This window comes from Desulfosarcina sp. (assembly GCF_046496365.1).
Classification (GTDB): Bacteria; Desulfobacterota; Desulfobacteria; order Desulfobacterales; family Desulfosarcinaceae; genus Desulfosarcina.
This window is the reverse complement of the sequence record NZ_JAWOHB010000161.1, coordinates 55,975-74,753: the sequence shown is the minus strand read 5'-3', so window position 1 is coordinate 74,753 and position 18,779 is coordinate 55,975. Positions and strand designations below refer to the sequence as shown.

The following is an 18,779-nucleotide window of genomic DNA, read 5'->3' as shown; positions in this document are numbered from 1 at the left end:
GCCACGTTGAGAGTTGCTGCTGAATACTTCTGTGGTCAACATGAAAATGCATTCTACTTTCCCTCATATGAGATCACCACTCAAATTTTATGCAATCCGTGGGAATCTGATGGTAGACATATTACTAAAAATGCAATTGTTAAAATAATGAATACCTTTGTCAATTGCTATTCGGGTTGATGATTTCAGGTTTATCAATGAGCGTGATCAATATTGATACTATTCGAAAAAGAGTGGATACGGCCTTGAGGCAAATGGGAAACTTTGATCATCAAAAAGGTGATTTGGCTACCGCCGAGAGACGTTGCCAGTCTATTCTAGCTACGGACCCTGGTAATGCTGATGCTCTGCACTTATTAAGCATTTTGCATTCCCAAACCGGTAGAAAAAAGACAGCCATTAACCTGATCCTTCAAGCGATCCGCATTTGTCCAAACAATCCAATTTTCTTTAACAATCTTGGATCTCTGTTAAAGAGCGACAGTAAATTCGATAAAGCAAAGCACTGCTACCAAAAGGCATTGATCCTGAATCCCAACTATCCAGAGGCATTATACAATCTGGCGGGAATCTTCCATATCCAGGAACAATTCGAAAAGGCACTTAAGTGTTATCAAAAAGCGGTTGCATTGAACAAAAAATTTCCTGAAGCGTTTAATAATATGGCAGCCACACTAAATATGATTTGTAGATACGATGAAGCAATCGATTGCTGTAAAGAGGCTCTCAAAATTCGACCGAATTACAGTGAATCTTTTAACAACATGGGGAATGCATACCAAGGGCTCGGCCGACCGGCATTGGCGGTAGCGTGTTATGAAAAATCAATGGCCCTATCCGGTGAAAGCGCAGAAGTGTTGTGCAATTTAGCCAATGCATTCCAGGAAGAGGGCAAAATCAACCTGGCAATTGAAACTTATAAAAAGGCAATCCGGTTGAATCCTTCCTACGGAAAGGCTTACAACAACCTTGGGACAGCTTATCGATCGAAGTGGAATTTAAAAGAGGCGGAGCACCTGTTTAAACAATCGATCAAACTGGCTCCTGAAAATGCGCAGGGTTACCATAATTTGGGCAATATCTTTTATGACAAAGGGGATTACAGGACCGCAGCGTCATGGTACGACAAGGCGATTTCGATTCATCCGGGATCAGTAGAGACATACATTAATCGAGGCATTATTTATCAGGAAAACGGAGAATCCACTAATGCTTTAAAATGTTTTAACAAAGCCTTGGCCATTGCCCCCCACAATTCCAAAGCGTATAGTCATATGGTTCACGAATTGTATCAGGTATGTGATTGGCATCGAATGGATGAACTAAATACCAGGATTGATAAATTTACAGAACGTGAATTGGCCAATGGCCATCGTCCCCATGAGATGCCGTTCCTTAGTCTTATCCGGAACGCCGATCCTTCAATTAATTTTCGGATTGCGCGATCTTGGAGTCGGGAAATCTCGAAAAGCATTCTTGGAAACAATGGGTCGCTTAAGTTCAGGCATATCCGTTCGAAGCAACAAAAGGTTACCATCGGATACCTTTCCAACAACTTCCGGAACCATCCAACGTCACACCTGATCAGCGAAATTTTTGAACTTCACGATAGAACCCGTTTCGCAATCAACGCCTATTCATACGGAGAAAATGACGGCAGTTTATATCGAGAAAAGATCAGGCAAAAGTGCGATAAATTTATCGATTTGCGCAATTTAAACCATGAGGAGGCAGCACAACACATCTTCGATGACTGTGTGGATATCCTGGTGGACCTAGTCGGGTATATGCGAGGCAACAGATTGGAAATTTGCGCTTATCAGCCAGCGCCTGTTCAAGTGAGATGGTTAGGACTTGCCGGAACCACTGGTGCCAATTTCTTTGATTACATCATTACTGACAACATTGTTACGCCAGAAGATCAAACGTTATTTTATAGTGAAAAGTTCGTTTATATGCCCGATACATACCAAGTTAACAGCAAACCTTTGGGAGAGTCATGCAGGAAGTTCTCAAGGTATGATTTAGGCTTGCCGGTAGACGGGTTTGTCTATTGTTGTTTTTGTTCGAGCTACAAGATTGAGCCGGTAATCTTTAAAAATTGGATGGATATTTTGAAAAGAGTCCCCAATAGTGTGCTGTGGCTTTTAAAGAGCGATGATATTGTTGTAAATAATTTGAGAAGTGAGGTTTCAAAATGCGGTATCGACCAAGAACGTATCGTTTTTGCCGAAAAAATGGATAAAATGGCCCATTTGGATCGGCTGAAATTGGCAGATGTAGCTCTCGACACCATTGTTGTGAATGGAGCGGCGACCACCAGTGATGCGTTGTGGGCAGGCATTCCTGTTATTACAATTAAGGGATCGCATTTTGCATCAAGAATGTCTGCCAGCATTTTAAATGCTGTTGGCTTGAATGACCTTGTCTTAGGAGATGAAGACTCATACCGAAAGGTAGCTGTAGGATTAGGAAAAAATCGCAAACTTGTCGAGGAGGTTAAAGAGCGCTTAGCGGCCAATCGACTTGAAAAATCGCTGTTTGATACACATGGGTTTGTTAAAAATTTGGAAAAGGCTTACTCAAAGATGTGGGAGGGTTATAGAAACGGAATGAAACCTAAACTGATCCACGTCAAGGATACTTGATTCAAAAACCCAATGTCGACAAAGTAGATATACTCCGCCTAAATAAACGGTTGATAGATCCTTTCCAATTCCGACCCAAAAATCTGCCTATACTGCGCGTAAAAAGGTTGAACGGTTGTCTTTTTTATGAACTAATGGGTGAACCCGTTCACCGCCTGAAAGGGATGGGATAGAGTTCCTCAATTCATAAACAAGGTTAATTGATGGACGGGCATCCTCGATACCAAACCCGCGACCATCGAGAATATCTTGATACACCATTGTATGAAGATCGGTAAAACCTCCTGAAAATTCGATCTCTTCGCCATCAATCGTTATAGACCGATAAGTCGTTTTCCCTTCAGATTTGATATTTTCCGGCAGGTCGTTGCGGTCAACGGATAAAAACCAGCGTATCCGCGCGTTCTCCAACTCAAGAAATCCAGCCGTTTTCCTTTCATCGTTGTAATGAACTTCCTGTAAATTTACACAACCGAATATCCACATGAGCATGTCAAAAAAATGTATGCCGATATTTGTCACGATGCCGCCTGATTTATTGGCGTCCCCTTTCCAGGAATGAAAATACCAGTTCCCTCTCGATGTTATATAGGTCAAATCAATATTGTGTTTCTTTGTTTTCCCAATTGGTTGATCTTTCATCGTATTTTTTAATTTAACGATAGAGGGGTGAACTCTTAGTTGAAGGATGTTAAAAATTCTATTTCCTGTTTCCATCTCCATTTCAGCCAATGCATCCAAATTCCATGGATTAAGCACCAGCGGTTTTTCACAAATCGCGTTTGCCCCGATTCTCAGGGCAAAACGGATATGTGCGTCGTGCAGATAGTTCGGCGAACATATGCTGATATAATGAAGCATTTTTTGTTCACCTAATCGTCGCAACTTCTCCGCATGTCTGTCGAATCGTTCAAATTCAGTAAAAAAGGCTACATCATAAGAAAAACTGTCGAGGATGCCGACAGAGTCAGAGGGGTCCAACGCGGCTACAAGATTTTGTCCTGTATCTTTTATGGCTATCATGTGTTTGGGGGCGACATATCCGGCTGCACCCAATAGCGCAAAGTTTTTTGAAATAGTCATGAGTGGCAGTCCCTTTTGATGATGTTACATCTTTATTTGGATTCAAAAAATTAGCGGCTGATCTTTCGGAATAAACAACCGTTGTCGCAGACTAACAAGCAAATAAAGTGCCACTTGTAAAATTCTTACAATTGCCTAAAATAACAGGATTAAGAATTAAAGATTATTTGATATTGTCAATTTGTTGACTCAATTACGATAAGTAGTGGTATATTTCATGCGCAATGAAAAGTTTCTGCATGGAGCAGTGGAAGATAAATTGACCTGAAATAATGAAGGGCTCCATGGTTATGGGAGAGTGAAGGGTCAATTCAATTTTACTAAGGTAAGAAAGCATAATTAGGAATGATGCATTCCATTCTGTGTGCAATCCCCTCGCAAAAAAATGCGGAGGGCGAACGAAATTCGGGGAGGCGTAGAAGAGGACCAAATATAGAGATACAAAACGGAAATAATGTGGCTCAAAATGTTCTATAACATACAGTTTGAATATGGAAAGATTGACATATGTATCAGAAGCGTTTTTACTCCGAAACCATTACTTCCTGAGGCCTGCAGAGATATTTTCATTTATTTTAATGATGATTTCCAGTTTTTCAGGCTCGGGGAAGGCCATAACCTCGAATATACGTTTGTCGATAAAACTGCTTAGGCGGAGCAGGTCGCGTTTGATGTGTTCCGGTAAGGGATTGTCTTCTTTTCCCAACTCGCTCTGAAAGATTGTCCATATGCGTTGGTTGTACTTCAGAGCGTCGTCAAGCATCTCCTTTCGGTCACTATTTTCCCATCTTTTCTGGCATGCTCTTAGTTTTAAAGCTGCCTCCGTCAGGACTCTGGCTTCTGTTTCCCTACCAGAAACAGTAGCTTTCTCGACGGATTTATATGCATTGAGGGCGTTATTATACACTGGCAATGACCTCCTCTTCATATGCGATGAGCTTTTTGCAATTCTTTAGCGCTTGGTAATAATTGCCATTAAGTATCTCTTCACTGATCTTGTCGATGATTCCCAACGCGCTTGGTGCGGCATCAAGAAATTCCCTGACCAGTTTCCAATACAGTTTGTGGTGGGCAGTTAAATGGGTCCCATCGATATACATCAATTGAATGGAGAAATAGATCCTCCGGGCAGGGGTGTTTGCCTTGTCAGTACTTAGGATATCTTTGTCTCTGAGAATGGGGACAGTATTTTCAATGATTAAATTACATTTCGTAGGGCCGTTGGTTACGACGGCACCGCCGATGATCATCCGTTCGCCAGATTTAAGCGTGATCTTGAGACTCATAACCGTACTTTGCATCAAACGCTTGAGGAAATTTAGGAAATATCATGCCAGCAATGAACCTTGAAACAACGCGGTGTTTTTCACATCACCGTATATCATAACGATCCTATACCTTTTTTCAATGGACCATACCCTTGTCGAGAATATTCAACCGACAAGCAATCATGCCGTTCTTTAAAAATGGCGATGCAAGATGATGACATTAGGTGGAAATCATCATCTGTGAGGACCAAGCCCTGAAGTTATTAATCGGGCAAGGAAGGGGAGAAAATCACCCCCCTTGCCCGATTGGTTACGTTGATGAAAACCTCAGGAATGTTAAATTGTTAGAACAGTCTCAATACCGCCTGAGCTGCCTGGGAAGCCAGGCTCAGGGAGGTCGTACCCAGATTCTGTCGAGTTTGCAGCATCAGCATGTTGGCGCCTTCTTCGTTCATGTCGGCCAGGGTCAGGTTGTCACCACCGGTGTTCAGGGTGTTGACCATCTCTGAAGTAAACTCCGACCGGATGGAAATGGTGGACAGACTTGAGGAAAGTTTCTGTGCTTCGGTTCGAAGTTGGGTGATTGCAGCATCGATTTGACTAATAGCACCTCCTTCAATGGTGTCATTATTCGCAAAATTAGCAGCTGCAATGGCTACCCCGGCAACGCTGCCGGAAGTTGCCGCACTGAAACCGGCGACGGTAAGGGTGTTGGAGCCGTCTTCGTTGAATTCGACGGAAAGGCTGTCACCGTTGAGTAGATTCTGGCCACCGTAGTTGGAGTCCTGAGCCATGAAGGCCACCTGGGAAATAATCCGGTCATATTGACTCATGAGGTCGGACTTATTGGTGGATGTTTTGGCTGCGGAAGCCAGCGACTTCATCTGATTGAGCAGGTCTTCAATTTTTTCGATACCGGTATTGGCGGCCTCGATCGTCTTGATGGCTTCACCCATGCCGTCTTTTTTAGCGGCAAGGTCACTGGCGCGGTTGTAATGGTCCTCTGCCTTGAAGAAGTTGACGGGATCGTCCAGGGCTGAATTGACCCGTTTGCCGGTAGACAGTCGGTTCTGGGTGTTCTGCATCATTTTGTCGACGCCCTGCAGGGCGGTAAGGTTGCTTCTCATTCCTGCGGTCAATGCGATTGCCATGGTAATACTCCTTTTCTAGGTTTTGGGTTCGGCATTCTTGCCGTGTGATTTAATTTGTAAGCGCATCGTTGTTGGGGATTTGTCACCGCCTCCTTTCCATCTTGATTTGCGCCTTACAACCCTATTATCGTCCTGGGGCGTTTTTACTTTAGGAAAAAGTGGTTGTTGATCGAATATCGCGGCAAGATGTCGCTGCGGCGGTTGAGCAACAGGATATATGCAAAATGCAAACTTTTGCAAAATGCAGAAACTGGTTTTTTCTCCCGAACGATTGCCATCGTATGGGCAATGGATGGAAGCAGGCACCAGATGATGTTTGCAATCCATCGTCGCCCACCATCAAAGGTGGTCTGGTTGAAAGAGATGCGCGAATAGGGGGTGAACGGGATCAGCGATATTTTTTGCATATTGCAAAAAATCAGGAACAGGGCAGATACATCCAGCTCGGAAATTAGGCTGGAGAATTCGGTACGTGTTGATTTAACCGAAGATTTCCGGGTACCGATCCATACAACCGATAAGGATAAATGGAGGATGTCCACCCATATGTTGTGCTCGCGTCATCTTATTCCGATCCATGGGCCCGAAGCGTCTATGAAAAAAGGGGTTGGAATATAGATTCCGGCAGCAAAATTGCTAAAGGACAAAGCATCCCTCAATTCCTTTAATATTGGTAAAGCAGGAGGCGTTTACGTGCAACATTCAGCGATGATCAGCGACGGTGATACGGGAGTGGTTGTTGAGGATTCAGCTTCATTAGCAACCGAGATCGATGCGTTCAAAGGAATCGTCGGCCAAAGCGCGTCCATGCAGAAGGTTTTCCGCATGGTTGAACGGGTGGCGGACAGCGACAGCACCATCTTGATCAACGGCGAAACTGGAACCGGCAAGGGGTTGATCGCTTATGCCATTCACAAAAAATCCTACCGCAGGGACCAGCCCTTCGTGTCGATCAATTGCGGCGCCATTCCGGAAAACCTGTTGGAAAGCGAGCTTTTCGGTCACCTGAAAGGTGCCTTTACCGGCGCTACGGCCAATAAAGTCGGCAAGTTCGAGGCTGCCGACGGCGGGACCATCTTTCTGGACGAAATCGGTGATATGAGCCAGGACCTGCAGGTCAAGATTCTGAAAGTGCTCGAAGAGCGCTGCTTCGAGCCGGTGGGTGGCTGCAAGACGGTTCAGGTGAATGTGCGCATTATTGCCGCCACCCATCGGGACCTGGAAGAGGAAGTGCAGAAGGGCAACTTTCGGGAAGATCTGTTTTACCGCTTATTTGTGATCCCCATCCATCTGCCTGCCCTGCGGCAACGTCGAGGGGATATCCCCCATTTTGTGGCTCATTTTTTGGATTGCCTCAACCAATCCAAAAAGACCTCGGTCACTTCGATCTCCGATGGGGCCTTGCGTTTTTTGATGCAGTACGCATGGCCCGGCAATGTCAGGGAACTGGCCAACCTGATGGAGCGCATGGTGGTGATCAAGGGCGATGGCGAGATCGACGTTGACGACCTGCCTGAAAAACTGAAAAATGAAGCGCCCCAAAATAGTTTTTACGAACCTGAAATTACCGGCGATGGGCTCTGCCTGAACACGGCGGTCAGTGAATTCGAAAAACGCCTGATCTATCAATCCCTGGAAAAAGCGAAATGGGTCAAGAACAAAGCCGCCCAGCTGCTTCAGGTCAAGCGCACCACGCTGGTGGAGAAGATCAAGCGGTATGAATTGCAAAAATGCGCTTAGAAGGGGTTTCAAATTTTAAGCATATCGGTACCCCGATTGTGGCGGGTTTGAAAATTCGCCTTCCCTTCCCACGGATGTCAATGCGCTGACACGGGTTAATTGAATTGACATCTACCTCCCTCTGCTTCTCTACCCCATCCGATTGTTTCAAGATTACACATCAGAAAAAAAACTCAAATTAACAGTCAGTTATCGGTAGCTTTGGATCGAAGCCAATCGTCCTGGTATCCCTGGCAGCCAATTTGCAGTTTGACGTGAAGGGCTGGTAGGAAAAACCGCTTTGGGTTGGACCGCAACGGCAACAGGCCAATCCGGACGATCCACCACCTGCTGGATTTCCGCCTCCGCGGGAATGACAAAGCTGATTTTTAAGAGATACGATGGAAAAAATTTCCGCATTACTTGTAGTTAAGGATTCGAATCTTCGAAGACAGTTGTGTGGTGTCCTCGAAGAAAACAGCGCGCTGCAGTTCGAATCCTGCGCATATGCACACCAGGCACTGGCGATCCTCAACTCCCGGCCGTTTCAGATTCTCTACACGGATTTGGTGCTGGATGACATGTCCGGCGTCGAGCTGATCCAACAGGTCAAGCAGCAGTTTGCTTCCATTCAGATCCTGACCGGCTCGGCCAAAGGCACCGCGCAGGACGTGATTGCTGCCATGCAGGCGGGGGCGGTTGATTTCATCATCGATCCATATGCGTCGGAGTTGGTAGAGAACGCTTTCGAGAAGGCCGTGCATGACATCCACAAGCATCCAGCGCCCAACCTAAGCCGGCGAGAGAAGACCAAAGCGTTTATCACCCAGGACAAGGCCCTCCTCGGTGTCCTTGATATCGCCAGAAAGGTCGCTCCCAGCATGGCTTCCATTCTGGTTACCGGTGAAAGTGGTACGGGCAAGGAGCTGCTGGCCGCATTGATCCACGCCAGCAGCAACCGCAGCGGGGAACCTTACGCGGCCATCAATTGTGCGGCCTTGCCGGAACAACTGGCGGAAAGTGAACTGTTCGGTCACGAAAAAGGAGCCTTCACCGGCGCCATAACCCGAAAAATCGGCAAATTCGAAAGCGCTGGAAAAGGAACCCTGGTGCTGGATGAAATCACCGAGATGGCTTTGCCGCTGCAGGCCAAACTGCTGCGGGCACTGCAGGAGAGAGAAATCGTCAGACTGGGAAACAACCGACCGGTTGCAATCGATGCCCGGGTGATTGCCATCAGCAATCAGAATATGAAAGCCGCGGTCAAGTCCGGAACCTTTCGCGAGGATCTATTTTATCGCCTGAACGTCATTCCTTTGACGATTCCTCCCCTGCGGCAACGAAAAAGCGACATTCCCCTGCTGGCCGACTATTTTTTAAAACGCTTCAGCAGGCAGAACGGCACGGCCATGGTTCGCATCGCCGATGAGGCCATGCAGCTGCTTTTAAAGCAGCCCTGGCCGGGTAATGTGCGCGAGCTTGAAAATACCATCCAGCGCGGCGTCCTGCTGGGAAGCGGTGAAGTACTCCAAACGGAGCACCTGATTCTCGAGGAACCGCTCTCCGATCCGGTTCCGCAGACACCTCCAAACGCGGGGATGACCGTCCGGGATGTGGAAAAAGAACTGATATTCAATACCTTGAACGCTGTCAACGACAACCGCACCCATGCGGCAAAAATGTTGGGAATCAGCATTCGGACCCTTAGAAACAAACTCAATGAATACCGCGAAGAAACGATTCTGGCGGATGGTTGAACCGCTCGGTGAGCGCTGCGCGTTGCCTGTGTCTGCATTTTAGCAGAAAGGATAACGCTTATGGTACATAATTTGCTCACCTTAAAAACAAACCCAAGCAGCGGGGATTATCATGGACAATCATCCAGTCGATTTATTCAGCGGAACGATTTCAACCTTAACGCGGTCTTTGGATCTGCGAGCCCGCAAACATGAGCTGATTCTCAACAATGTGGCCAACGCAGACACCCCCAATTACAAACCCTTTGCCCTGAATGTTGAAGAGGCGCTCCATAAGGACGCACAAGCGGTTTCCTCGGCGCGGCTGCAGCGTACGCATGCAGGCCATTTACCTGTTCAACCGATACCCGTGACGTCGTCGGTCGACATGGACGCGGCCGGTGATGACCCGCTGCTGTTTCGCGGTGATCACAACGGTGTGGACATTGACGTTGAAATGACGGCTCTGGCCAAAAACAGCCTGCTTTACAAAGCGTCCGCCCAGCTGGCCGCATCCAAATTCAAGGGGTTGAAGAACGTCATCAAGGGAGGATCCAACTAAAATGAACTTTCTCGATAGCCTGACCATCAGTTCAAGTGGATTGAGCGCCCAGCGTCTCAGGATGAATCTCATTTCCAGCAACATGGCCAATGCGAACACGACCCGAACCGAGACCGGGGAGCCCTACAAACGCAAGGATGCCATCTTCGAAGCCATCCAGACGGACGATTTTAAAAACGTGCTGGATGGGCGCCTGGAGGAGGCGGGGCGCGGAGTCAACGTGGCGCGCATCATCGAAGACGATAAACCCTTTGTGGAAAAGTATGATCCCGGTCATCCGGATGCCGATGAAAACGGTTATATCCGGCTGCCCAATGTCAATATTGTCGAAGAGATGGTGAACATGATTTCGGCCAGCCGGAGCTTCGAGGCCAATGCGACGGCGGTGCGTGCCACCAAAGACATGGCCGGAATCGCTCTGGAGATAGGGAAAAACTGATGAATGACCTGACGATTTCAAGTTTACAGCGTATTTTACCGGCGACGGATGCCACTTCAAGAACGGACCCCCAAGGTTCCCCGTCTTTGTTCAGCGACTATGTCGAACAATCGTTGTCAGAGGTTAACGCGCGGATGCTCGATGCGGATCAAGCCATCAACGACCTCGCCACGGGCAAGAATCAGGATATCCACAATACCATGATCTCCATGAAGAAAGCGGAGATCTCCTTTGAACTGGTGATGGAGATCCGCAACAAATTGATAAGCGCCTATGACGAGATCAGGCGGATGTCCATTTAGCACCCATCTATAAAATGATGACCGGATTTGAGGAATCGCGATGGCTTTTACATTGTCCACATTGCCGCAACAAGTAACCCTGGCCCTCAAGGGGCTTTCCACGGGTAAGCTGGTGGTTATGGCCATTCTGGTCGGTGGGACCATTGCCGGCCTCGCCTTTTTGCTGACCTGGTCGGAAACCGGTGACCTGCATCCCTTGTACAGCAGTCTGGCACCGGAAGATGCCGCCGCAATCGTGGCCAAGCTGAAAGAAGACAAGGTCCCCTACCAGTTAAGCATGGATGGGTCGGCGGTGCGCATCCCCTACGACAGGATTCATGAAACGCGTCTGGATCTGGCCTCGCAGGGATTGCCGCGGGGTACCGGAATTGGGTTCGAGGTCTTTGACGACGCCAAACTGGGCATGACCGAATTCGTTCAGAATGTGAACTACCAGCGGGCGCTTCAGGGGGAGCTGAGCCGCAGCATCAACACCCTGATGGAAGTGGAAAGTTCCCGGGTGCACATCGTCATGCCCGCGCGCTCCCTGTTTATCGAAGAAGAGGAGCCGGCCACGGCATCCGTGATTCTCAAGCTGAGGCGCGGCAGGGCGTTGAGCAAGGACCAGATCCAGGGCATCGTACACCTGGTTTCCTCCAGTGTATCGCGTTTGAGCCCGGACGATGTCACCGTGATTGACAACAACGGCAAAATGGTGGCCGGTTTCAAGGAAAAGTCAACCGTCAGCCAAGTAACTTCCAACCAACTGGCCTTTCAGGAGAAAAAAGAACGCCTCCTGGAAAATCGGGTCAAAACCATGCTAGAGAGTGTGTTGGGCCAGGATAAAGCCATCGTGCGGGTATCCTGCCTGCTCAACTTCACCCAGCAGGAAAAAACGGAAGAACTGTTCCTGCCGGACAATACAGTAATCCGCAGCGAACAGGCCTCCAGTTCACTTTCCAACGATTCCGCCGCCGCCGCATCCGGCGTCCCCGGTCTTCAGGCCAACGTGGCTCCCGACAATACGGGAACGCTTGCCGGCGGCGGTGCCCGCAGCAACCAGAATCAGCAGTATACCAAAAACTACGAGGTGGGCAAACTGACCCATCGCCAAATCATGCCCATCGGCAGCGTTCAGCGTCTTTCCGTGGCCGTAATGGTCGACGGCACTTACCAGCAGGCCGAAGAAGGCGCCGAAGGGGAGCAGGCCCAATATGTTCCCCGGGCAGCCGAAGAGATGGCCAAACTCGAGAATATCATCAAAAGCGCCGTTGATTATGACGCCGCCCGGGGCGATAAAATTGAAGTGGTCAATATCCCTTTTGAGGTGGTTGCGGCATCCGATATGGGGTTGCAGCCGGAGCCCGCCGGATGGATGGAAGCGGTTAGAACCCATCAGACCCTGATCAAATATTCGGCGGCGGCACTGTTTTTCCTGTTGTCCTTCATGATGATCATCAAACCGCTGGCCCGCTGGTTGACCTCAACGCCCATCGAGGAAATTCAAATGCTGGAACAGCTTCCGCAAACCATCAAGGAGCTGGAACGGCGTTATGCAGAGTCGGAGAAGGAGAACAGCTACACCCGGCAGATAGCCAATGTGATCAGTGAAAACCGCTCCGGTTCGACCCGGCTCATGAAAGAGTGGCTCAAGGAGACGTGATGGGAATATGGAATAAAAAGGCCGGGGGGCACTGGGGGCAATCGAAAGTTGATGACCCGCGTCATTCGCTGAAAGAGAAGTGCGAAGGGTGCAGCAAACCCAATAACGCCAATAAACCAAGAAACCCAGTACCATGGACCCCAGAAACTTAATCGGATCATTAAAAGCGGCTATTCTTGTCCAGGCACTGGGATGGGATGTCATCGCGCCGGTGATCGATCAACTCAGCAAGGCTGAACGCAATTTGATCTTCAAACTCCAGTCTAAACTGGGTTCAATCTCTCCTGTGCTGGTTGAAAGCGTTGCCCGGGAATTTCTTGAGAAGGCCAACCCACCCAAGCAGATTGAGAGCAAGGTTAAGGATCAAGGGGCTGAATCCGCAGACGGCGGGTTGGATGAACGGCGCGAAAACAATCTTAAAGCCATCCAATCCATTCAGCCGGATTTGTTGATCCAGCTGATTCAGAATGAACATCCGCAGACCATCGCCCTGATCATCGCGCACCTGAAACCCCACATGGCCAGCGAGGTCATGGCACTGCTACCTGATGCGTTGAAACCCGATGTCGCCTACCGCATCGCCAATCTGGATAAGGTGGCCTCCGGAATGCTTGAGGAGATCGACCAGACCTTTGAAGAAATTCTGGCCAACAAGGAGACGTCGAGTACCCAAAAAGCCGGCGGTGTGCCGCGCCTGGCCGAAATTTTGAATATGATCGATGGCACATCTGCGGAGCAGATTATCGAAGAGATCGAGGAAAATGACCCCGAACTGGCCGAAGAGATCCGCCAGAACATGTTTGTCTTCGATGACATCATTCTCGTGGATGACCGGGGCTTGCAGAAAGTGCTGCGGTCGGTCGAATCTCAGGAGCTTGCCGTTGCCCTCAAGGCGGCAGCCAACGAAGTCAAAGAGAAAATTTTCCGCAACATGTCTGAACGGGCGGCTGAGATACTCAAGGAAGAAATGGAAGTATCCGGCGCCGTCAGAATCAAAGACGTCACCGATGCGCAGCAGAAAATAACCAAAATTGTCCAGGACATGGAAAGAAAAGGAGAACTGGTCATCAGCGGACGGGGAGGGGAGGAGCTTGTTGGCTAACGCACCCAAAGACAATCCGATGCCCGCGGTCGATTCATGTGCACTATACTATTTCCCGGAAATACCCTGCGGCATGGAAAACGACAGCCCAGCCGCTTGCACCCATGGGCATTTTGTGGGTGGTACACCTAACCCGAATGAAGACGGCTCGGCCTTACACGGCAGGGTCCAGGATCGGGATCAGACACGCGCCCTGGTTGATGAGGCATTCAAAAAGGGTATGGATCAGGGGCGTGCCGAGGCAATTGCCGCCCAGCAGAAAAAAGTCGACCAGGCCGCTGTTGCCCTCAAGGCGGCCGTCGAACAGATGATCCGAATCCGGCAGCGCGACCTAGACCGGATGGAAACAGAAACGGTTCGACTGGCCGTGGCCATTGCCAGAAAGGTCATCGGTCATGAAACCGAGCATGGATCGATCATCGGCCACGTGGTCAAGGCGGCCATGAAAAAGGTAACCGACCCGCGTCATCTCACCCTGAGGCTGAATCCCAAAGATATCGATACGGTCAATGGCATTCAGCGTGAATGCCTGCCACCCGATGGGTTCGGCCCTGGCTTTCGCATCCAAGCAGATGAAACCATTCAGCAAGGCGGCTGCATCGTCGAAACCAAACTCGGGGACGTGGATGCCCGGATCGACCGACAGATCGGGATTATCGCCGAACTTCTGACCGACCAGCTGCCCAAACCGATCACCGCACAGTGAGCCCGCAATCATGTTTCAGCCCTTTTCCGTCGATAAATACCTTGGCATCGTCAATTCGGCTGCCACCATCCGGGCCAATGGCCGCGTCAAAAAAGTGGTCGGCCTGGTGATCGAAGCCAGCGGTCCGGCATCCCAGATTGGATGTGTGTGCGATATCACCACCGAAGGCGGCGCCGGTACGGTCAGTGCCGAAGTGCTTGGATTCAAAGAAGACTCGGTGTTGCTGATGCCCCTGGAAGACATTCGGACCCTGGGTCCCGGGTGCAAGGTGGAGGCCCGCAAAGAGAAGGCGCATGTGGGGGTGGGCAAAGCGATGCTCGGCCGGGTGATCGACGGTTTGGGCAACCCCATTGACGGCAAAGGGCCGATTCCCATCGACGATGCGTATCCCATTTACGCCAATCCGGTCAATCCGCTGCTCCGGAACCGTATTCAGCAGCCGCTGGATCTGGGCATCCGCGCCATTAATGGGTTGTTGACGGTGGGCTGCGGCCAGCGGATGGGAATTTTTGCCGGTTCCGGAGTCGGAAAAAGCGTCCTGCTGGGAATGATCGCCCGACGAACGTCAGCCGATGTGAATGTCATTGCCCTGATCGGCGAGCGGGGCAGGGAGCTTAACGAGTTCATTCAGAAGGAGCTCGGTGAGGAAGGCCTGAAAAAATCCGTAGTGGTTGTCGCCACTTCGGATCACCTGCCCCTGGTACGCCTGCGCGGGGGATTCATCGCCACGACCATTGCCGAATATTTCCGGGATCAGGGCAATCATGTCAATCTGATGATGGATTCGGTCACCCGCCTGGCCATGGCCCAGCGGGAAATCGGTCTCTCTTTGGGTGAGCCCCCCACCACCAAGGGGTATACGCCATCGGTATTCTCCCTGCTTCCCAAACTGCTGGAACGGGCGGGCACATCGTCCCATCGGGGGACAATAACCGGGCTGTACACCGTTCTTGTGGAAGGCGATGACATGAATGAACCCATTGCCGATGCGGTGCGGTCCATTCTTGACGGCCACATTGTGCTGACGCGCGATCTGGCCAACCAGAACCATTATCCGGCCATTGACATCTTAAAAAGCATCAGCCGGGTCATGGAGGACATCACCGACCTTGAGCACAAACATCATTCCGGTCGCATCAAGGAGGTGCTGGCGACCTACCGCAAGGCAGAAGACCTGATTAATATCGGCGCATATGCGGCCGGGAGCAATCCCAAAATTGACTATGCCATCAAAATGATCGATCCTATCAATGCCTATTTGCGGCAGGGTGTCCAAGAAGCGACGACGATCGAGGCCAGCATCGATGCGCTCAAGGCCATGATGGGATAATGGCTTTTTCCCGGTCCCAGGAAAAATTCTCCCTGCGTGGCAATTGTTGCCGACCGGTTGGGGCCGCCGGGAAAACCACACGCCTGATAAATTATAATATTCATATGATAACGGATAGATAAAATTTTATTGGAGACTGGCACAGGTGTTGCTGAATCCATGTCGGAAAGCAACCAGACCGATCATCACCCCAACAGAAGCATGCAGCCAGGTAAGGATGTACACCTTTAAACTTCAAGCGGCTCTGGATCATCGGCAGTTTGTCGAGGACAACCTGAAAAAGGAACTCGCCGAAATCAGGCAGCGGCTTATGGCAGCCCGAGCCCACCTGGAATCCTTGATCAGCAAAGAGACGAACACGGCGGCGGCAATGAAAAAAGACCAGGCTAAAGGGATGTCCAGTGATCAGGTGGTGGTCTACCAAGCCTATTTCAACCGTCTTGCGGATCGCATTGCCACCCAGAAGATGGTGATTCTCGGGATCGAGGAACAGGAGACGAGCAAGCAGGGTGAATTGCGCGCAGCCATGAAAAAACGCCAGATACTGGGAAAACTAAAGGATCAGGGGTGTGATCGGTACAATCAGATGGAGTTGAAAAAGGAAATGAAATTTATTGACCAGATCGCCGTCAACCAGTTTGTCAGAAAAACCATTTACACCCGTGGAGACGGACAATGATGCCATTGGGTGGTTTAATGCAGGCAGTTGGCGGGTCAACACCCACACCTGGGGAAAAACCCGTCGGCAATTCATTTGGCAATCCGGGTCTGTCAGAGACAGACAATGCCGCCGGCTCATTTCTGGAATGGGTGCAGAAACTGATGGATCGCACAACCTCCGGCGACAGTGGCGGTCAGCGTTTCTTCGATCAACTGCCTTGCGACCCTGAATCGGACGCACCGACCCGCGATCAACTGCAGGCACTGATCGTTGACGCGTTTAACCAGGCAGCCCTGCCGGCAGGGCAGGGGGTTGCACCAAGCGTGGATGAACAAGGCCTGGGCAATGGGCCACCAATGATTCCTCCAGGAATCATCCGCGCCCTTTCACCCCAGCATGATGGCGGACAGTTCGTCGATCAAGGTTTCCAGCGTGTGATGTCCGTTATTCAAGCGGTGTTTTCCGCCAAGGCAACCTCGCCGGCTGCTGGACAACTCCAGCCCGCCGGCAATGACCAATCGGTCCAACCGCCCCTCCCGCCGGACATCTTTGCCGGCACCGGGCAGATAAATGCTGGTTCACAGACCCAAGAAAACGGTTTCAATCCAACCACCACGGAAGCCGCGCACATAAATGATCCACAGACCCAAGAAAACGGTTTCAATCCAACCGCCAAGCAAGCCGCGCGCGTAAATGATCCACCGATACAGGATAACCTTCCAGCCCTTGGAGTTAAAAACCCCGCGCCGAAAGAAGGGCCTTCAAAGGAAATCACATCTTCGCCGTTCACCGGGCTTTCATCGGGTGGAGATGGGCAAAAGCCCGGCACCGGGCAACCCGTTATCGAAAAACACCCTTCCGGATTGGAAATCGAGAAGCAGGCAAGCGAACCTGCACCACGCAACCCACATGCCGCCAGCGGCCCGACCAGGGATCCGGAATCCATCGTAAGTGCAATGACCGATCAAAAAACGGCTTCGCCGGAGGATGAACCGGCCAATTCCCGCGGCAGAGAAAGGCCAAGCCAGACACAGCGGGTGGAAATGGCTGCTGAAACCGACCTTAAAAAAAATCACGCCTCGGATTCAATCAAAGCCGCACCCCCTGAAAACCTCCGGTCACAATCCGCTTTTGTTGACACCGCAAAGGCCATGGCCGCTGATCCGAGCACCCCTTTGGCAGATAAGCAGGCCGCCGGTCAGGCAAATCTTTTGGGCCGGGCGGAAGCATCCGCGGTGAAAACATTCCAGACCACGGTGATGGATCAAATCGTCGATAAAGCCGCCATGCGTTCCATCCATGGCCGTTCCGAGATCCAGATCCGCCTGAAGCCAGAATTTCTGGGCAATGTGCAGATGAATATCGCAGCCGAAAAGGCGCAGCTGGTGGTGCGGATTGTAACCGATCAGCCGGTGGTCAAGGAGATCATCGAAACGCATCTGCACCAGTTGAAGACGGAACTGCAAAGCCAGGGGCTGACCATCGACAAATTTGAGGTCATGGTCAATCCGGATGCGCACCAACAGCAAAGTCGCGACCAATTCGCCCAGATGTTCAAAAACCATTCATTTCGCAACGGTCGGCGTCAACCGGCTGAACAAGACCCGGAAGGGCTGAATCGGCGTGTTGGCGATGTGTTTGACGATGCCCCGGCCAACCGTGATGGCGTCAATTATTTCGCCTGAACCGGGATCGGGCATCCCAACCATTTGCAGCACTATTTTCGGAGGTGAACCCAGATGACGGTCATGAGCGTATCCGATGTGTACAGTCAGGCCAGTACGCCCAAAACGCAGGAAAACGGCGTGATGGGCAAGGACGACTTTCTGACGCTGCTGGTTGCCCAATTGAAGCATCAGGACCCGTTGAATCCATCGGAAAGCACCGAATTCACCGCACAACTGGCCCAATTCAGCTCTCTGGAACAACTCCAGAACATCGGGTCGACACTGAGCGGATTCGAAGTCTATCAATCGACCTTGAACAACATTCAGTCATCGGGGTTCATTGGTAAGACAGTCACTGCTACCGGCAGTCTGTTCGGGGTTAACGGCGGAAACCCGGATCCGATCCGGTTTGACCTGACCCATGCTGCGGACAGTGTTTATCTCCAGATCTACGACAACTACGGCAGTTTCGTTACCGATATCCAGGCAGGCAGCCGGGCAGCGGGTGAGCAACAGGTCCAGTGGGATGGCCGGGATGCCAACGGCACGACCGTTGCCGATGGCCCTTACACCTTTACCATCATGGCGATGAATACGGATGGATCCATCGTCAGTGCCAACAGCTACACCACCGGTGTCGTCACCGGCGTCGATTATAAAACCGGCGCCACAAACCTACTGATCAATGACCATGAAGTGCCCATCTCCTCAGTGATCCGTATCGAGGAAACGGGTACCCCGGCCGACAGCTAAAAATCAACCG

At 50.4% G+C, this 18,779-nt stretch carries 20 protein-coding genes; 14 read left to right on the top strand and 6 right to left on the bottom strand.

From position 1 onward, the window contains the following. A partial coding sequence (locus R6V78_RS16740) for a GSCFA domain-containing protein (RefSeq protein WP_410290526.1) occupies positions 1 to 180 on the top strand: 180 nt, incomplete at its 5' end. 17 nt (positions 181 to 197) lie between these two features. Further along, positions 198 to 2,648 carry a tetratricopeptide repeat protein gene (locus R6V78_RS16735; protein WP_410290525.1) on the top strand — a complete coding sequence of 817 codons (2,451 nt, stop codon included), beginning with the start codon at positions 198 to 200 and terminating at the stop codon, positions 2,646 to 2,648. 87 nt (positions 2,649 to 2,735) lie between these two features. On the opposite strand, the gene R6V78_RS16730 is transcribed toward R6V78_RS16735, so the two are convergent. The 5 genes from R6V78_RS16730 to R6V78_RS16710 form a co-directional block, all read right to left on the bottom strand. Beyond that, positions 2,736 to 3,731 (bottom strand): Gfo/Idh/MocA family protein, encoded by a 996-nt coding sequence (locus R6V78_RS16730; protein WP_410290524.1) that lies wholly within the window; start codon positions 3,729 to 3,731, stop codon positions 2,736 to 2,738. 538 nt (positions 3,732 to 4,269) lie between these two features. Then, a complete protein-coding gene (gene flaF, locus R6V78_RS16725; RefSeq protein WP_410290523.1) occupies positions 4,270 to 4,638 on the bottom strand; it encodes a flagellar biosynthesis regulator FlaF in 369 nt (122 codons plus the stop codon). Further along, entirely contained in the window at positions 4,631 to 5,017 is a 387-nt protein-coding gene (locus R6V78_RS16720; RefSeq protein ID WP_410290522.1) for a flagellar biosynthesis repressor FlbT, read from the bottom strand. The genes flaF and R6V78_RS16720 overlap by 8 nt, the downstream gene beginning before the upstream one ends. A 326-nt stretch (positions 5,018 to 5,343) precedes the next feature. Continuing rightward, positions 5,344 to 6,150, bottom strand: coding sequence for a flagellin (locus R6V78_RS16715; protein ID WP_410290521.1), 807 nt, complete (start codon positions 6,148 to 6,150; stop codon positions 5,344 to 5,346). Between the two features lie 143 nt (positions 6,151 to 6,293). After that, on the bottom strand, positions 6,294 to 6,692 hold the full coding sequence (locus R6V78_RS16710) for a hypothetical protein (protein WP_410290520.1): 399 nt from the start codon (positions 6,690 to 6,692) through the stop codon (positions 6,294 to 6,296). Between the two features lie 151 nt (positions 6,693 to 6,843). Between R6V78_RS16710 and R6V78_RS16705 the strand changes: the two genes are divergently transcribed. The 10 genes from R6V78_RS16705 (at position 6,844) to fliJ (ending at position 16,367) form a co-directional block, all read left to right on the top strand. After that, the gene (locus R6V78_RS16705; protein WP_410290519.1) at positions 6,844 to 7,890 is read left to right on the top strand and encodes a sigma-54 interaction domain-containing protein; all 1,047 of its coding nucleotides are present in this window, start codon (positions 6,844 to 6,846) and stop codon (positions 7,888 to 7,890) included. Between the two features lie 380 nt (positions 7,891 to 8,270). Continuing rightward, positions 8,271 to 9,626 (top strand): sigma-54-dependent transcriptional regulator, encoded by a 1,356-nt coding sequence (locus R6V78_RS16700; RefSeq protein WP_410290518.1) that lies wholly within the window; start codon positions 8,271 to 8,273, stop codon positions 9,624 to 9,626. Positions 9,627 to 9,738: 112 nt separating this feature from the next. After that, positions 9,739 to 10,167: a flagellar basal body rod protein FlgB gene (gene flgB / locus R6V78_RS16695; protein ID WP_410290517.1), complete on the top strand. Its 429-nt coding sequence runs from the start codon at positions 9,739 to 9,741 to the stop codon at positions 10,165 to 10,167. A gap of 1 nt (position 10,168) precedes the next feature. After that, complete coding sequence (flgC, locus tag R6V78_RS16690; RefSeq protein ID WP_410290516.1) at positions 10,169 to 10,606, top strand: flagellar basal body rod protein FlgC; 438 nt, start codon at positions 10,169 to 10,171, stop codon at positions 10,604 to 10,606. Further along, complete coding sequence (fliE, locus tag R6V78_RS16685) at positions 10,606 to 10,908, top strand: flagellar hook-basal body complex protein FliE (protein ID WP_410290515.1); 303 nt, start codon at positions 10,606 to 10,608, stop codon at positions 10,906 to 10,908. The genes flgC and fliE overlap by 1 nt, the downstream gene beginning before the upstream one ends. A 40-nt stretch (positions 10,909 to 10,948) precedes the next feature. After that, a complete protein-coding gene (gene fliF, locus R6V78_RS16680) occupies positions 10,949 to 12,550 on the top strand; it encodes a flagellar basal-body MS-ring/collar protein FliF (protein ID WP_410290514.1) in 1,602 nt (533 codons plus the stop codon). Between the two features lie 133 nt (positions 12,551 to 12,683). Further along, positions 12,684 to 13,652: a flagellar motor switch protein FliG gene (gene fliG, locus R6V78_RS16675; RefSeq protein ID WP_410290513.1), complete on the top strand. Its 969-nt coding sequence runs from the start codon at positions 12,684 to 12,686 to the stop codon at positions 13,650 to 13,652. Beyond that, on the top strand, positions 13,645 to 14,358 hold the full coding sequence (locus R6V78_RS16670) for a FliH/SctL family protein (protein WP_410290512.1): 714 nt from the start codon (positions 13,645 to 13,647) through the stop codon (positions 14,356 to 14,358). The genes fliG and R6V78_RS16670 overlap by 8 nt, the downstream gene beginning before the upstream one ends. 10 nt (positions 14,359 to 14,368) lie before the next feature. Further along, complete coding sequence (gene fliI, locus R6V78_RS16665; RefSeq protein ID WP_410290511.1) at positions 14,369 to 15,688, top strand: flagellar protein export ATPase FliI; 1,320 nt, start codon at positions 14,369 to 14,371, stop codon at positions 15,686 to 15,688. 217 nt (positions 15,689 to 15,905) lie between these two features. Next, complete coding sequence (fliJ, locus tag R6V78_RS16660) at positions 15,906 to 16,367, top strand: flagellar export protein FliJ (RefSeq protein ID WP_410290510.1); 462 nt, start codon at positions 15,906 to 15,908, stop codon at positions 16,365 to 16,367. Between the two features lie 368 nt (positions 16,368 to 16,735). Here the strand turns inward: fliJ and R6V78_RS16655 are convergent, their stop codons facing one another. Then, a complete protein-coding gene (locus R6V78_RS16655) occupies positions 16,736 to 16,876 on the bottom strand; it encodes a hypothetical protein (protein ID WP_410290509.1) in 141 nt (46 codons plus the stop codon). Positions 16,877 to 17,305: 429 nt separating this feature from the next. Here R6V78_RS16655 and R6V78_RS16650 point away from each other — a divergent pair, with 429 nt between their 5' ends. Together R6V78_RS16650 and R6V78_RS16645 are read left to right on the top strand one after the other, a co-directional pair. Further along, on the top strand, positions 17,306 to 18,034 hold the full coding sequence (locus R6V78_RS16650) for a flagellar hook-length control protein FliK (protein ID WP_410290508.1): 729 nt from the start codon (positions 17,306 to 17,308) through the stop codon (positions 18,032 to 18,034). A 54-nt stretch (positions 18,035 to 18,088) separates the two neighbouring features. Then, positions 18,089 to 18,769, top strand: coding sequence for a flagellar hook assembly protein FlgD (locus R6V78_RS16645; protein ID WP_410290507.1), 681 nt, complete (start codon positions 18,089 to 18,091; stop codon positions 18,767 to 18,769). Positions 18,770 to 18,779: the final 10 nt, after the last annotated feature.